15 protein-coding genes and 1 pseudogene are annotated in these 13,277 nt (G+C 64.0%); 5 read left to right on the top strand and 11 right to left on the bottom strand.

The features are described from left to right. Positions 1 to 4: 4 nt before the first annotated feature. The 6 genes from CQW31_RS02460 to CQW31_RS02435 form a co-directional block, all read right to left on the bottom strand. Positions 5 to 1,879: a diguanylate cyclase domain-containing protein gene (locus CQW31_RS02460; RefSeq protein WP_143524202.1), complete on the bottom strand. Its 1,875-nt coding sequence runs from the start codon at positions 1,877 to 1,879 to the stop codon at positions 5 to 7. A 30-nt stretch (positions 1,880 to 1,909) separates the two neighbouring features. Next, positions 1,910 to 2,446, bottom strand: coding sequence for a membrane integrity-associated transporter subunit PqiC (locus tag CQW31_RS02455; RefSeq protein ID WP_054887641.1), 537 nt, complete (start codon positions 2,444 to 2,446; stop codon positions 1,910 to 1,912). A 28-nt stretch (positions 2,447 to 2,474) separates the two neighbouring features. Next, positions 2,475 to 4,115 (bottom strand): intermembrane transport protein PqiB, encoded by a 1,641-nt coding sequence (locus tag CQW31_RS02450; RefSeq protein ID WP_099813640.1) that lies wholly within the window; start codon positions 4,113 to 4,115, stop codon positions 2,475 to 2,477. Next, positions 4,099 to 4,743: a paraquat-inducible protein A gene (locus CQW31_RS02445; protein WP_054887643.1), complete on the bottom strand. Its 645-nt coding sequence runs from the start codon at positions 4,741 to 4,743 to the stop codon at positions 4,099 to 4,101. Before CQW31_RS02445 ends, CQW31_RS02450 begins: the two co-directional genes overlap by 17 nt. Then, positions 4,740 to 5,336: a paraquat-inducible protein A gene (locus CQW31_RS02440; RefSeq protein WP_099813639.1), complete on the bottom strand. Its 597-nt coding sequence runs from the start codon at positions 5,334 to 5,336 to the stop codon at positions 4,740 to 4,742. Before CQW31_RS02440 ends, CQW31_RS02445 begins: the two co-directional genes overlap by 4 nt. 347 nt (positions 5,337 to 5,683) lie before the next feature. Beyond that, entirely contained in the window at positions 5,684 to 6,004 is a 321-nt protein-coding gene (locus CQW31_RS02435) for a hypothetical protein (protein WP_054887645.1), read from the bottom strand. Between the two features lie 262 nt (positions 6,005 to 6,266). Here CQW31_RS02435 and CQW31_RS02430 point away from each other — a divergent pair, with 262 nt between their 5' ends. The 3 genes from CQW31_RS02430 to CQW31_RS02420 all read left to right on the top strand — a co-directional run bounded on the left by CQW31_RS02430 (position 6,267) and on the right by CQW31_RS02420 (position 9,102). Then, a complete protein-coding gene (locus tag CQW31_RS02430; RefSeq protein WP_099813638.1) occupies positions 6,267 to 6,929 on the top strand; it encodes a TetR/AcrR family transcriptional regulator in 663 nt (220 codons plus the stop codon). A gap of 44 nt (positions 6,930 to 6,973) precedes the next feature. Then, positions 6,974 to 8,491: an MDR family MFS transporter gene (locus tag CQW31_RS02425; RefSeq protein ID WP_099813637.1), complete on the top strand. Its 1,518-nt coding sequence runs from the start codon at positions 6,974 to 6,976 to the stop codon at positions 8,489 to 8,491. 134 nt (positions 8,492 to 8,625) lie between these two features. Further along, the gene (locus tag CQW31_RS02420; protein WP_099813636.1) at positions 8,626 to 9,102 is read left to right on the top strand and encodes a YMGG-like glycine zipper-containing protein; all 477 of its coding nucleotides are present in this window, start codon (positions 8,626 to 8,628) and stop codon (positions 9,100 to 9,102) included. Positions 9,103 to 9,327: 225 nt separating this feature from the next. On the opposite strand, the gene CQW31_RS02415 is transcribed toward CQW31_RS02420, so the two are convergent. Further along, positions 9,328 to 9,531 carry a hypothetical protein gene (locus CQW31_RS02415; protein ID WP_054887649.1) on the bottom strand — a complete coding sequence of 68 codons (204 nt, stop codon included), beginning with the start codon at positions 9,529 to 9,531 and terminating at the stop codon, positions 9,328 to 9,330. Between CQW31_RS02415 and CQW31_RS02410 the strand changes: the two genes are divergently transcribed. Then, entirely contained in the window at positions 9,530 to 10,231 is a 702-nt protein-coding gene (locus tag CQW31_RS02410; RefSeq protein WP_099813635.1) for a DUF3053 domain-containing protein, read from the top strand. The genes CQW31_RS02415 and CQW31_RS02410 overlap by 2 nt on opposite strands. Before the next feature lie 19 nt (positions 10,232 to 10,250). Here CQW31_RS02410 and CQW31_RS02405 read toward each other — a convergent pair. Beyond that, positions 10,251 to 10,430 (bottom strand): annotated as a pseudogene (locus tag CQW31_RS02405) (ATP-binding protein); the annotation flags it as partial. 127 nt (positions 10,431 to 10,557) lie between these two features. Between CQW31_RS02405 and CQW31_RS02400 the strand changes: the two are divergent. Next, positions 10,558 to 10,983: a hypothetical protein gene (locus CQW31_RS02400; RefSeq protein ID WP_315973002.1), complete on the top strand. Its 426-nt coding sequence runs from the start codon at positions 10,558 to 10,560 to the stop codon at positions 10,981 to 10,983. Between the two features lie 57 nt (positions 10,984 to 11,040). Here the strand turns inward: CQW31_RS02400 and CQW31_RS02395 are convergent, their stop codons facing one another. The 3 genes from CQW31_RS02395 to CQW31_RS02385 all read right to left on the bottom strand — a co-directional run bounded on the left by CQW31_RS02395 (position 11,041) and on the right by CQW31_RS02385 (position 13,196). Continuing rightward, complete coding sequence (locus CQW31_RS02395) at positions 11,041 to 11,772, bottom strand: DUF2063 domain-containing protein (RefSeq protein ID WP_099813634.1); 732 nt, start codon at positions 11,770 to 11,772, stop codon at positions 11,041 to 11,043. Continuing rightward, entirely contained in the window at positions 11,765 to 12,610 is an 846-nt protein-coding gene (locus tag CQW31_RS02390) for a DUF692 domain-containing protein (RefSeq protein WP_099813633.1), read from the bottom strand. The genes CQW31_RS02395 and CQW31_RS02390 overlap by 8 nt, the downstream gene beginning before the upstream one ends. Positions 12,611 to 12,674: 64 nt before the next feature. Beyond that, the gene (locus tag CQW31_RS02385; protein ID WP_099813632.1) at positions 12,675 to 13,196 is read right to left on the bottom strand and encodes a hypothetical protein; all 522 of its coding nucleotides are present in this window, start codon (positions 13,194 to 13,196) and stop codon (positions 12,675 to 12,677) included. Between the last annotated feature and the right edge of the window lie 81 nt (positions 13,197 to 13,277).

Below are 13,277 nucleotides of genomic sequence, written 5' to 3'. Positions count from 1 at the left end.
CTGATCACTCGGCTGGCTGGTACACGCAGACCCGCCCGCGCTCACGCTTGGCCTCGTACATCGCCTGATCGGCTGCCTTGATCAGGGCATCCACCTCGCTGGCATGGGCTGGCGCGAAGGCAACGCCGATGCTTGGCGTGACGAAGTCGATGCTCACTCCGCTGACGCTGACCGGCTCGCCCAACACCTTGAGCAAGCGCTGGGCCAGCGCGCTGGCCCCTTGGAACCCGGGTGCCGGGACAATCACGGTGAACTCGTCTCCACCCAAACGATAGGCCTTGCTCGGTTGACGCAGCGCATTGCGAAGACGCTCGGCCATGCACGCCAGCAAGGCATCACCGACGTCGTGGCCAAAGCGGTCATTGACTTGCTTGAAGCGGTCCAGATCTAGAAAGATCAGCGCCAGCGGCATGCTGGCGCTGTGCATGTACCGGGCGAGGTCCTCATGAAACGCCTTGCGATTGCCCAACCCGGTCAGGGCATCCTGATAGGCCAGGTCAAACAGTTGCTGTTGATGCAGCACATGCTCGCTGACGTCATGCAGGATGCCACGGTAGCCGATCAGCCGCCCCCCGGCGTTGTGGCGCCTGGATATCTGCGTCTCGAAGTGACCGATGCTACCGTCGGCACGCCGTAGGCGAGCCGAAAGTGGCGCGCCGGGCTCGGTTTCGGCGATCACCGGTTCCGTCGTCGGGGTGGGCTCTGGTTGTTCCTGCAGCGATGCAAAGGTGCGACCCAGCACCTGCGCCGACGAATACCCCAGCAGCCTGCAGAAAGCCGGGTTGACCGAGTCGATCCTGGCCTGATCGTCGAGTTCGAAGTAGCCGTCTTCCATGGCATCGAGGATCGCCCGGTCGCGCGTTTCGCTCTGCTCCAGGCGGTCCAGCGCACGGTTCGCCTCACGCGCCAGCTGGCCCAGCTCATCGCGGCCGTCGTCGGTCAGGCGCCGCCCTGCCGCAGCCGGGCCAATGGCCAGAAGCTCGTGATGCAAGCGGGCAATGCGCCGCAGCAAGGTGACGTCCAGGGCGAGGTAGATCAGCAGCCAGGCCAGGCCGATGAGCCCGCCGGTCACGCCGAGGAATACATCGAGCTGCTGTTTGCCTTCCAGGAACAGATGGCGCTCGCGGGTCAGTTGCAGGCGCAGCTGAGGCTCGCCCAGGCTGTCCTGGAACAGCAGGTCAATACTCTGATGACGGGCATCGACCACGCGACGGTTGCCGATGCTCATCAGTTCAGCCTGTAGCACGGGCCGTTCCTGCCCAGCGGTCGACGGCAACCAGGTAAGCTCTCCGCCCAGCTGTTGCTGCAGCATGGCGATGCGCTTGCTGTCCAGGAAGGTGCCCGCCAGCAGCACACCGCTGGCCCTGTCGCCGCTGCGCGCGGTATCCACGGCGACCAGAATCAGCGGCACCCGGAGCACGGCCAGCAGTTGCGCAGGCGGCGCCACATCCTGAGACTGCAGCAGGCGCGCCAGTTGCCGGGCAACGCCCTCATGCAGCGCCTTCAGGTTCAGTGCCGGCGCGCCGGCCGGGCGCTCAAGCGCTGCGAGGTCCAGCGGACGCCAGCTCACCCGCTGCTCACCATTGGCAAAGTAAAGGATGAAGTCGAAACCACTGCGGCCCAGCGTGGCGGCATCGAGCGGAAAAGCCGACGGCACCGTACCCGGCATCGCCTGGGCCCATTGCCGCAGGCGGTTGGCGTCGCGCTCGAAGCTGTTGCCCAGCAACGCACGCAGGCGCTCGGCCTCGGCCACCAGCAGCCGCTCGTCCTGCTTGTCCAGCCGTGCCAGCAGCATGCCCTGGGCTGCGAAGTAGACAAGCGACAACACCAGCAGCAACGGCGGTACGAACAGCCAGAGCAATCTCGTGCGTAACTTCATGCGGGCTCCCCGTACCCTTGTTCATCTGCATCAGGTGGTTGGGCAGGGCCTGCCTGGCGCCGCCGTTGCGCGCACCGCGTCGGCCAGCTTGCGCAGGTTGGCCTGGTGGGCGTTGACCAGGTTGTTGATGCTGTTGTCGGCAGCGGTCTGCACCGACGTCCGACAGGTGATTGCGGGCTCGCCTGGCCGTTTCAGGCGCCACAAAGTATCGAGCGAGGCGTATTGGCCGGGCACGCTGTCGAAGCGCTGCACCTCGACCCTCAACACAGTGCTGGGGCCAGACACCGGGCCGCCCAGCATGTCCTGCAGGGCACTGCGAAACTCATCCACCAGGTTGGCGCCCCACCACTCCGTTTCCAGGATGGCCAGGCCGCTGCTGCCCTGGCGCACCACCAGCTGCGGACGGTCCACTTGCGGCGGCAGGCTGACCCGGCTTACCAGCACATGCTGGCTACCCCCTTGCACCGGCTGGGCCGGGACCAGGGTGTGGTAGTTGTTCGGGGTACTGCTGCAGCCGCCCAGCCAGATCAGCAGGCTGGCCCTACACAGGTTGCGCACTCGATGCATCAGCTGACACTCCTTTGGCCTTCCACTTTCAAGGTCTCAAGTCTTGCGCCCCGGCCGCCTTCGGCCGGCCTTGAATGAGCGACTCGGGGTGGCGCCCCAGGTAGTCGGTCAGGTCGCGCAGCGAACGCGACATGCGCTCCAGCTCATCCAGTGTTTCACCCAGCCGTTCGCGCTCCGGTGAGTTGTCGGCAATGGTCGCGTTGGCCGCCTTCAGGGTTTGCTGCATATCGTCGAGGGTGGCTTTCACCCCAGGCAGCGTCTGGCTGTTGAATGTCTTGAGGTTGGCGCGCAGGTCACGCAGGGTGCCATCGAGGTTGCTGGCAATGCTTTCCAACGGCAATTTGCCGATGCGCTCGACGAAATGCTGCAACTGCTCCTGCAGCATCTCCAGGCTGCCGGGCATCGTCGGGATGACGATAGGGTTGGCCTCCCGGTCGAACGCGACCTTGGGGGCGTTCGGGTAGAAGTCCAGAGAGACGAACATCTGCCCGGTGATCAGGTTGCCGCTGCGCGCCTGCGCCCGCAGGCCATGCTCGACGAAGGTACCAATCAACTGCCGGGCACCATCGAGGTCACCCTCGGTGTGCTTGAACACTGCAAGCATCTTCTTATGCACAGGGCCCAGGCGTTGCGGGTAGACCACTGCATCCACCACCACCGGGAATATCTGCTTCACCGGGTCGTAATCCAGCTTGATCGCCGTGACCCGGCCAAACTCGACGCCCTTGAACTCCACCGGGGCCCCCACCGACAGACCGCGCATGGACTGGTCGAAGCGCAGCTGCAGGTACTGACCCTTGCCGAAAGGCGGTGCCAGGGCAGCGTCGCGGTCGGCGAACAGTTGAAAGCGCGCCTGGTCTGCGGCCGGCTGAGCATCGGCGCTGAAGTCCGGAGAACCGAATGCCAGCCCGCCGACCAGAATGGACGACAGCGACTCGGTATCGACCTTCAGGCCATTGGCGCCGATCTGCATGTCGACGCCGCTGGCATTCCAGAACCGGGTATCGCCAGTGACAAAGTTGTCGTAGGGCGCTTGTACGAATATGCCTATATCCACGCCCTTGCCATCATCCTGCAACGCATAGGACACCACCTCACCCACCGGGATCTTGCGGTAATAGATGGAGGCGCCGATATCCAGCGAACCGAGGTCATCGGCGCTGAGGAGAAAACGCTTGCCCTTCTCGCCATAGGTGATCGCCGGTGGCAGCTCCAGGCCAGTAAAGTCCTTTTCAGCGGCTTTCGATTCACCGGCATCGGCACCGATGAAGCTGCCAGAGAGCAAGGTATCGACCCCGGATACCCCGCCCGCGCCGATCCGCGGGCGGACTACCCAGTAGCGCGCGCCCTGGGTGGCGAACGAGCGAGCGTCATTGGACAGCTGCACCTTGACGATGACGCTGTTGTGGTCCTCGGCAAGGTCCACGGTGGTCACTTCGCCAATCACCACGCTGCGGTACTTGACCTGAGTCTTGTGCGCCACCAGGCCTTCACCGGAACGAAAGGATATCGAAATGACCGGCCCTTGCTGCATCCAGTTGCGTACCACCAGCGATGCCCCGACCAGGATCGCCAGGATCGGCACGATCCACACCAGTGAAACATTCCAGCGCCGGGTGCGTACCTCTGCCTGCCCGGCCCCATTTCGCGCGTCACTCGCTTGCGCCATCGGTGCGGCCTCCATCTTTGCCAGGGTGATCCCAGATCAAGCGCGGGTCGAAGCTCATTGCCGAAAACATGGTCAGCACCACGACCATGCCGAAAAACAGGATGCCCGGGCGCGGCTCGATGGTGCCCAGCCCGCGCAACTGCACCAACGCGGCCACCAGTGCGACCACGATGACATCGAGCATCGACCAGTAACCGATCAACTCGACGCCGCGATACAGTTGCGAGCGCTGCCGGCAAGCCCAGCCCGAACGCCGCTGGGCGGTGTACAGCAGCAAGCCGAGGGAGAAGAACTTGATGGCCGGTACGCCCATGCTGGCGATGAAGATGATCAGGGCGATGTCCCAGGCACCGTGTTCCCAGAACTCCACCACGCCGCCCCCAATGGTGCTGTCGCTGCCACTGCCCAGCATTTCGGTATGCATCACCGGCAGCAGGTTGGCGGGCACGTAGAACACCAGCGCGGCCACCAGGAAGGCCCAGCCACGGGCGATGGCATTGGTCTTGCGCCGGTGCAGGGGCGCGCCGCAGCGCGCGCAGGTGTGCACATGACCCTCCTGCTCGCAGGCATACCCGCAGCCATGGCACAGGCACAGGCCCAGTTCGTCTGCCAGCGCGGGCGAACTCATAGCGCGTCCCAAAGGTCGCGGATATCACGCCCGGCGATGTAGATGATCAGCATGCTCAGCGCTGCCAGTGCGATCAGGCCGATGCCCGGGATCACATCGAGCAGGCCGGCCAGCTTGATCACCGCCACCAGCGCGCCCAGCAGGCCGACTTCCAGCATGCTCCAGGGCCGCAGCCCTTCCAGGCAGCGCATGCACATGGCAAAGCCAGGCGCCCGCTGCCCGGCCACGGCGAAGCTCAGCACCCAGCAAAGCAAGGCGATCTGCAGCACTGGCGCGAAGATGATGGCCAAGGCCATGACCAGGGCAATGAAGGTAATGCTACCGCTGCTGAGGATCAGCACCGAATCCCAGAGCGTCGCAGAGTTGGTCAGCCCCTGCATGCCAATGGTCATGACCGGATAGGCATTGGCGAATACCAGCAGAATCGCGCCGGTAACACTCAGTGCCAGGCGCTGCTGGAGGGTCAGACTTGCATGGCGATACAGCACGCCGCCACAACGCACGCACAATGCACGTTGATGTTTGTGCACTGGCATACGCTGATACACCGCGTCGCAATATTCACAGATGATCAGTGTCTGGCTCTGGCTCATGGTCTACCCCAAAGGCCCGCGTCACTCCGTCACTCAAAGCCAATACTCAACGCGCTTGATACATGAAGATCTGACAGCAGCGCCTCACCAGTAAAGTCGATAAACGGCGGATGCGCTCGTCTTCACCGGAAGGGAAAAGCCTGTTTCGAAAGTTCGGCCTGGGCGGCCTATCTGGTTGACCCTGAAGCGTTTCTTGCGCGGTTCTGCAGGCGATCGCGACAGCGCATGAAAAACATGGAGTTAGCCGATTACATAAGGCATTAGCGAGAAAGCGTTAACCTTTGAGTCATGTATGCGCAGGTTGCCGCTATTCATTGCGAAGAGCGGCAAGCTCGATAAAGCGGTGGTTACCTGCACATGCGCTTGATCGCCCGCTCCGCCGCGGCCTGGAACACCCGACGCAGTGCTTCCAGTTGCTCTTGGGTAAGTGCCTTGGCGCAGGTCAGCCCCTGCAGAAAACCGATTCCCCAGCCTTTGGTTTCAGCCAGTTCCTGACGGTTCTCGGCGTCAGCGATATCACCCAGGTGCAGGGCGGCGGGATGTTCATAGCGATCTTCGAGCGCCAGTTTACGCAGCTCCTCCAGAGCCACCTTGAACTCGGCAGCGGCAACATCGTCCAGGCCCAGATGCTCGTACTGCAGCAGGCTCAGACGGTCGGTGGCGGTCATCTTCGAATCTCCGTTTCACAGTAAAAGGAGCAGGGACAAGGGAATCACTAGCTAGCCGCGACGCATCCGGGCGCCTGCGAAGCTGGTGTCAACTAGCGTGTTGTACCACAACTGAGGGCGCTCTCCCTAGTGGCGTGCGCCATCCGGGCGCAGTGCAGCGACACCTTCTGTCGGCCGCCCGGGGCAATCATTAAATTTAAATTGAATTTAGATTCAGCCTGGATCAGGCTAACTGCCATTCCACCAATCCGAGAGCCCACCCATGGCCATTACTCAACGCGAACCACGCAAGGACGGCGAAGCGACTCGCACGCGCATCCTCCAGGCCGCCGGCGAGCTGTTCGCCGCTGTGGGTTATGCCGAGGCCAGCAACAAAGCCGTCGCCGCCAAGGCCGAGGTCGACCTGGCCTCGATCAACTACCACTTCGGTAGCCGCAGTGGCCTGTACCTGGCCGTGCTCGATGAAGCGCGGCGGCGCTTTCTGGACATCAGCGACCTGCAGCGGATCACCCTCGGCGAGCAACCGGCAGCAGAGAAGCTGCGAGGGCTGGTCGATCTGGTCGTACGCAAGGCCACGCAGCGCCGCGACATCTGGCACCTGCGCGTGCTGGCGGCGGAAATCCTCGCCCCCAGCCCGCACGGCCAGGCGCACCTGCAGGCTGAGGCACCGCTGAAGCTGTCGCTGCTCAAGGGCCTGTTCAGCGAAATCACAGGCATTCCCCAGAGCGACCCGGCACTGACCCGCTGCATCCTCTGTGTCACCGCGCCTTGGGCGATGCTGTTGATTGGCCCACGCGGGTCCACCGGGACCCTGCACGAAATACTCGGCATGCCAGCCGCAGACGTCTCTGCCCAGCTGTTCAGCTTCGCCCTGGCCGGCCTGCAGGAAGCCGGCCGCCAGCATGCCCAGGGCAAAGGCTGCTGACGCACATGAACGTTCAATCGCATCCACAGGCTCAAGGCAACCGTATGCAACCGACATCTGCTGACGCGCCCTCCTGCGTACAGGCCGAACCCGGCACTCAAGCCTCCATCCCGTTGCTGCTCGGCGCCCTGATGCTGGTGATGTTCCTCGCGGCACTGGACCAGACCATTGTCTCCACCGCGCTGCCCACCATCGTCAGCGACCTCGGCGGGCTACGCTGGCTGTCCTGGGTGGTCACCGCCTATTTGCTGGCCTCCACCGTCGTCGTGCCGCTGTATGGCAAGTTCGGCGACCTTTACGGGCGCAAGCGCGTCCTGCAGATTGCGATTGCCTTGTTCCTGCTCGGCTCGGCGCTGTGCGGGCTGGCCCAGGACATGACCCAGCTGATCCTGTTCCGCACGCTGCAGGGCTTGGGCGGCGGCGGCCTGATGGTGGTGGCCATGGCGGCCATCGGCGACGTCATTCCACCCGCCGAACGGGGCCGCTACCAGGGCCTGTTCGGCGGCGTGTTCGGCCTGGCCACCGTGGTGGGCCCGTTGATCGGGGGGTTTCTGGTCGAACATCTGTCATGGCACTGGATCTTCTTCATCAACCTGCCGCTGGGCCTGTTGGCAGTGCTGGTGATCGGCAGCGTGTTCCGTCCCCCTGTGGCACCGGTCAAGCATGTGGTCGACTACATCGGCGCGTTCTTCCTGACCGTTACCCTGGGCGCGCTGGTGCTGATCACTAGCCTGGGCGGCAGTCTACTGCCGTGGGCCTCGCTGGATGTGCTGTGCCTGGCACTGTTCGCGGTCATCGGCCTGGTCGGTTTCGTGTTCGAACAACGCCGCGCGGCCGAACCGATCATGCCGCTGCACCTGTTCCGCCACCGCACCTTCGTGCTGGCCGGGTTGATCGGGCTGATCGTCGGCGTGTCGCTGTTCGGTTCGGTGACGTTCTTGCCGTTGTACATGCAGGTGTTGAAAAACGCCTCGCCCACCAGCGCCGGCTTGCAGATGCTGCCCTTGATGGGGGGCTTGCTGGTGGTGTCGGCAATCACCGGGCGGTTGATCAGCCGCTGGGGGCGCTACCGGGTGTTCCCGATCGTCGGCACGCTGCTGCAGGTGGTCGCGCTGGGGCTGCTCAGCCGTCTGGAACTGGACACGTCGATGTGGCGCATGAACCTGTACATGGGGCTGCTTGGCGCAGGCCTGGGCATGGTGATGCAGGTGCTGATCCTGGCAGTGCAGAACAGTGTCGAACGCCGGCACATGGGGGTGGCAACATCAGGGGCCACGCTGTTCCGTTCGATTGGTGGTTCGGTGGGCGTTTCGGTGTTTGGCGCGTTGTTTTCCCATGCCCTGCTCGACGGCCTGCCGAGTGATTTCGCGGCCAGCAGTGGCGGTGCCGCAAGCCTTTCGCCAACGGCGGTGCACGCCTTGGCGGCACCGCAGCAGCAGGCCTATCTCGAGGCGTTCTGCGCAGCCATGCATGGGGTATTTCTGCTGGCGGCGATCGTTACCTGTGTGGCCTTCGCCTTGTCGTGGCTGTTGCGCGAGGTGCCACTGCGTACTGCCCATTGAGCCTTGCACAGCCGGTACCCGCAAAAAGGCCAGTACCGGCAAACGGTACTTGATCAACCGGCAGTTGCACACCACAAGCTACCGTAGCCCCGGCTATCCTGTGAGATGCAATTCCGATCCGCTGGAGGTGTGCGATGCGTGCGTTCAAGTGGAGTTACCTGCTGATGCTGCTGTGCGCGGCGTCTGCAGCCCAGGCCCAGTCGGTGGTGCCGCTCAAGGGCCAGAGTAGCCAACAGATGCAGCTGGACATCAACGAATGCAACAGCGTGGCGAGCAACGCCGCAAACAGCGCCAGCAGCAGTTCCACTGGCAGCCATGTCGGCGGCAGGGTCAAGGGCGCGGCGGCCGGTGCCGCAGCGGGTGCGGTTGGCGCCCAGGTGCGGGGCAACCAGCACGACGAGGTGTATGACCGGGTCGGCGACAATGCCAAGGAGCAATACCGGCAGAACCGTGCAAGCCAAGGGGCCGCTGCCGGCGCTGCGGTAGGTGCCTCGCGGCAACGGCAGGAGCGCCGCGAAGACCGGCGCGACCAGGGCCAGGCGCAAAGTTCGGCGCACGCCAGTGCTTACAGCGGGTGCCTGCAGGGGCGTGGCTATCAGGTCAACCCTTGAAGCCCCTGGCACTGTCTGCACGGCAACAGCCGATCAACAGAAAGTACAGCTGCAAACAGTCCAGGCGCCCAGCCATGTAGCCTGTGGGAGCAGACTCACCCGCGAATGCGTCGGTATCTACCGCGCGGCATGCGTGGGTCAACCGGCTCCCACAGTGATTGCGCCAACTCCTTGTGCAGCTGCATGGCCAAATGGCATGCACCCTGCAATCGAATGAACACACCTTCATTCGACTGGCTGGAAGCCTTGCATCAGGCTCGGGTGATTTAATTCCGGTGCGTTGAGTGATGGCTTGCGGGTGTTCGCTGCAAATATCGCGGCGAACACCACAGCGCAAGTTGGATCCAGACCGGAAAAAGCGCTACCCTTGCCCGCCGCGCGAGCCATAGCGCTGGCGCGCCTCACCCCCCTACGGAGTTTCATCGACATGAACGTCTCATTCCGCCGCAATTGGTTACTCGCCCTCGCCCTGCCCCTCGCCCTTGCCGCCTGTGGCGACAATGAACCCAAGCAGCGCGCTGCCTTCAGCGAATTCCTGCAAACCCGTATCATCGACAAGCCCGGCGTTCACGTGCCCAAGCCGAGCGCCGACGAGTCCAAGGCGTTTGGCCCCTACAACGACCATTACGCGGTGATCACCGATTTCAACGGCGCCATGGATAGCGCGGTGAAACCGCTGGGCAGCCTGCTGCAGAAAGGTGCGGTGCGGTCGCTGAACGATATCACCAGTCGCCGTGACGACATCAAGGCGGTACAGACCGGCCTGAACGACATGGGTGTCCAGCTGCAGGAGCAGAAGGCCAAGGCCGACAGCGCCCATGCCCAGCTCAAGCAGCCCGATGACCTCAAGGTGGTCTACGACAAGGCCTACGACCGCACCGTCAGCGTCCCGGCCGAGACCTTCCTGCAGGTGCTGCCACAGATCAACGGCACCCTCGACAGCAGCCTGAAAGTCGCCGACTACGTGGACGCCCACAAGGCCCAGATCGAGATCAACGGGCCGATCGTCAAGGTCAACGACCCCAAGGTGCAGGCTGAACTGAATGCCTTGCTGCAAGACCTGACGGCTCAGGCGAAGACCGTACAGCAGGCTCAGGCGCAACTGCAGACCGTGATGCTCGGCCGCTGACCCCAGGCGCTCAGACGCATCAACCCAGGCGTGGCAACAGGACTGTCACGCACAAGCCCCCCGCGCCGCCCGCCTTCGCGCTGATACTGCCCTGGTGCAGCCCGAGGGCACGGCGGGCGATGGCCAGGCCCAGGCCGAAGCCATCGGTGCCGCTCTGCCCGCCCCGGACGAACGGCTCGAAGATGCTCTGCAGGCGGGCCATTGCTCTGGCCCAGCGACGTGCAGAAGCCAAGGCGCTGAACGAACAGAACTTTTCCCCAATTACTTGTCTATCTGGACATGCTCACGTTCGCGGTGGGCGCCGCCTTACGGTGCTGCCCAATCGCATGTTCAATGACAACCTGGGGTTGCCTACGCCGATGAAACGCCATATCCCGAGAATCCTCTTTGCCGGCCTGTTCGCCTTGGTAGCCATGGGCTCTGCCTCAGCGACACCGATCCACGCGTCGAATGCGGCCCTGGCCACTGAAACCATCGCCCCGTCGCCGGCCAACCCGGCCCAGAGCCCTTGGCCGAACCTGGCCCGCATCGCCGATGGCCAGCCAGGGCCACTGCTCGCCCATGATGATGACCGCTACTGGCGCGACGGCCGCTGGCACTACCACAGCGAAGACCGCCGCCGCGAAGAATGGCGCCGGGCCCAATGGCGCCGGGAAGAGGCGCGACGTGAGGCGGAGCGCCGCCGCGACTGGGAGCGCCGACACGAGCGGGCCCACCATTACGATGCCGACCATCGCTACTACCGCCGCTGACCCTCAGTGGCAATTTGTGCGCTCCAGTCCCCTCAGTAAATGCTTCACCGCTCGCACCTATCGGGTGCCGAGCACGACGCCCTGGGCTTTCAGGCTTTGCAGCAACGCCAGGCCAGGTGCCGCGATGGCAGCGGGTTCGACGCCGGTAGCTGCGGCCAATGCCGCCAGATGTTCGCGCCCGCTCACGGGCTGGTCTTGCAACGATTGCAACAGCGCATGGGCCAGCGGCGCAAGGCGCGAAAAGGCCACCTTGTGGTCTTTACCTCGATGAGCCAGCAGCAAGGTGGGCTCATCGGGCGCCTCGCCCGGCAGATGTTCCGGCCCGATATGGCTGACCGGCCAGGCGTAAGCCAATGGCACAGCCAGGCTGGACAGCACCGGCACGCCAGCCAGCAGATCACCCTCCGGGGCATGCTCAGGTTCGGCGGCATCACTGAGCAACAATGCCGTCTCTATCCACTCGTAATGGGCAAGTTCGGCGATCCACCCGGGCTGCTCGCCTCGCCCTTGCAGGTACTCGACCCACTCGCTGCCCACTTCGGTGAACAGCGGCGTGTGGCAGCGATGGCTGGCGTAGAAGTCTTCGCACAACCCCTGCCAGTGCTCGGCAGCGAGACTGGCATGCAGCACCGGAAAGCTGCCGGCCAGCAGTGCCTGCAGGTTGCCGAAGAACAGCTGCCGATACACCGCCAGGCGCCGCGCTTCGATACCAGGCGGTGGCGGATTGGCCTGCGGATCGCGGATATGGCCAGCCATGCGCAGCAGCTGTTCATGCAGTGAATCAGCCATGGCGCACCGCCAAGGCCTGCGCTGAAGATTGCAGGCTGCGAATGTGCTCCACCTCGACCAGCAGTTCGACCAGCGGTGGCAGGTTGAAGTCGCGCTCGAGCAAGGTCGGCACCGGCCCCAAGTGCTGGTAGGCACTGGCCAGCAGGCCCCAGACATCAGGCTTGACGCTGGCACCATGGGTGTCGATCTTCAGGTCCGGCGCTTGGTCGTAGTGCCCGGCCACATGCAGGCAGACCACCCGTTCGGCCGGCACCTGGGCCAGGAACCCGGCAGCGTCGTAGCGATGGTTGCAGGCATTGACCACGATATTGTTGATGTCCAGCAGCAGGTCGCAGTCGGCTTCACTCAACACCGCCTGCAGAAACTCGATTTCGCTCATCGCCTGATACGGTGCGGCGTAGTAAGAGATATTCTCCACGGCAATCCGCCGACCCAGGGCATCCTGGACTTCAGCAATGCGCTGGGCAGTATGGCGCACGGCTGCTTCGGTGAACGGCATGGGGATGAGGTCGTACAGATGGCCGTCATCGGCGCAGTAGCTCAGGTGTTCGCTGAACAGCGGCACCTGGTGACGGTCGAGAAAGGCTCGAATCTGGCGCAGGAAGCCATGATCCAGCGGTGCCGGGCCGCCCAGCGACAACGATAGGCCATGACAAGCCAGCGGATGGCGCTCGGCCAGTTGCGCCAGGCCTTCGCCGAAGGCGCCGCCGACGCCGATCCAGTTGTCTGGCGCGCATTCGAGAAAGTCCACGGCTGTGCTGTCCATGCTCAGCAGCTCTGGCAGCAGTGCACGGCGCAGGCCCAGGCCGGCGCCCTGCAGATTGGAATGAGTGCTCATCGCAGGCTCCTTGTGGTGCAGCGCCCTCCCCGGCTGGCAGCCTGGGGAGGGATGCCGCTGCGGGTCAGTGCTTTGCCTGGCTCAGCTTGCTGTACAGGTCGGTCGGGAAGGGTTTGCCGTTGGCGTCGAACTGATGCTTGCGGAACTGGTAGACCTCGGCTTCGGAAAGGTAGCCGTCGTGGTTGGCATCTATGGCATCGAACTCAGCACCGGCCTTCGGCGCGACCGCCAGCAATTCGGCGCGGGACACGCGGCCGTCATGGTCGGTGTCAGTGCGGGCGAACGAAGCATCGCCGCACTTGCCTTCACCGCATTTGCCTTCAGCCTGGGTAGCCTTGGCCCCGCTGGCGCCACACTTGCCCTCGCCACATTTACCTTCGGCCTGGGTGGCTTTGGCCTTGGCGCCGCTGGCACCGCACTTGCCTTCGCCGCACTTGCCCTCGCCGGCCTTTTCCGCAGCCGCCAGCTGGTAGCCTTGCGGCAGTGGCTCGACCGCAAACGCCGAGGAAGCCAGGTTGATTCCGCCCACCAGGGCGATGCTCAGCAGGCCGAGGCGGGTCTTGTTGGGGAACTGGATACGGGACATGGTGTTTCTCCTGATAGTCGTACGGTCATGCCTCAAGGGCGAAGAGCCAGGGAACGCGAGCCGTAGGGCTTGTTCGTTCGG

This window comes from Pseudomonas sp. 382, assembly GCF_002759075.1.
Lineage (GTDB): Bacteria > Pseudomonadota > Gammaproteobacteria > Pseudomonadales > Pseudomonadaceae > Aquipseudomonas > Aquipseudomonas vlassakiae.
This window is presented reverse-complemented; position numbering and strand designations above follow the sequence as displayed.

What these genes read in the sequence shown, in the direction of transcription:
- CQW31_RS02390 (WP_099813633.1), bottom strand. Translation starts at nt 12,610, where the DNA reads ATGAGCACTCATTCCAATCTGCAGGGCGCCGGCCTGGGCCTGCGCCGT.
- CQW31_RS02415 (WP_054887649.1), bottom strand. Translation starts at nt 9,531, where the DNA reads ATGTCGATGAAACTCCGTAGGGGGGTGAGGCGCGCCAGCGCTATGGCT.
- CQW31_RS02430 (WP_099813638.1), top strand. Translation starts at nt 6,267, where the DNA reads ATGGCCATTACTCAACGCGAACCACGCAAGGACGGCGAAGCGACTCGC.
- CQW31_RS02400 (WP_315973002.1), top strand. Translation starts at nt 10,558, where the DNA reads ATGTTCAATGACAACCTGGGGTTGCCTACGCCGATGAAACGCCATATC.
- CQW31_RS02385 (WP_099813632.1), bottom strand. Translation starts at nt 13,196, where the DNA reads ATGTCCCGTATCCAGTTCCCCAACAAGACCCGCCTCGGCCTGCTGAGC.
- CQW31_RS02435 (WP_054887645.1), bottom strand. Translation starts at nt 6,004, where the DNA reads ATGACCGCCACCGACCGTCTGAGCCTGCTGCAGTACGAGCATCTGGGC.
- CQW31_RS02450 (WP_099813640.1), bottom strand. Translation starts at nt 4,115, where the DNA reads ATGGCGCAAGCGAGTGACGCGCGAAATGGGGCCGGGCAGGCAGAGGTA.
- CQW31_RS02420 (WP_099813636.1), top strand. Translation starts at nt 8,626, where the DNA reads ATGCGTGCGTTCAAGTGGAGTTACCTGCTGATGCTGCTGTGCGCGGCG.
- CQW31_RS02425 (WP_099813637.1), top strand. Translation starts at nt 6,974, where the DNA reads ATGCAACCGACATCTGCTGACGCGCCCTCCTGCGTACAGGCCGAACCC.
- CQW31_RS02395 (WP_099813634.1), bottom strand. Translation starts at nt 11,772, where the DNA reads ATGGCTGATTCACTGCATGAACAGCTGCTGCGCATGGCTGGCCATATC.
- CQW31_RS02445 (WP_054887643.1), bottom strand. Translation starts at nt 4,743, where the DNA reads ATGAGTTCGCCCGCGCTGGCAGACGAACTGGGCCTGTGCCTGTGCCAT.
- CQW31_RS02455 (WP_054887641.1), bottom strand. Translation starts at nt 2,446, where the DNA reads ATGCATCGAGTGCGCAACCTGTGTAGGGCCAGCCTGCTGATCTGGCTG.
- CQW31_RS02440 (WP_099813639.1), bottom strand. Translation starts at nt 5,336, where the DNA reads ATGAGCCAGAGCCAGACACTGATCATCTGTGAATATTGCGACGCGGTG.
- CQW31_RS02410 (WP_099813635.1), top strand. Translation starts at nt 9,530, where the DNA reads ATGAACGTCTCATTCCGCCGCAATTGGTTACTCGCCCTCGCCCTGCCC.
- CQW31_RS02460 (WP_143524202.1), bottom strand. Translation starts at nt 1,879, where the DNA reads ATGAAGTTACGCACGAGATTGCTCTGGCTGTTCGTACCGCCGTTGCTG.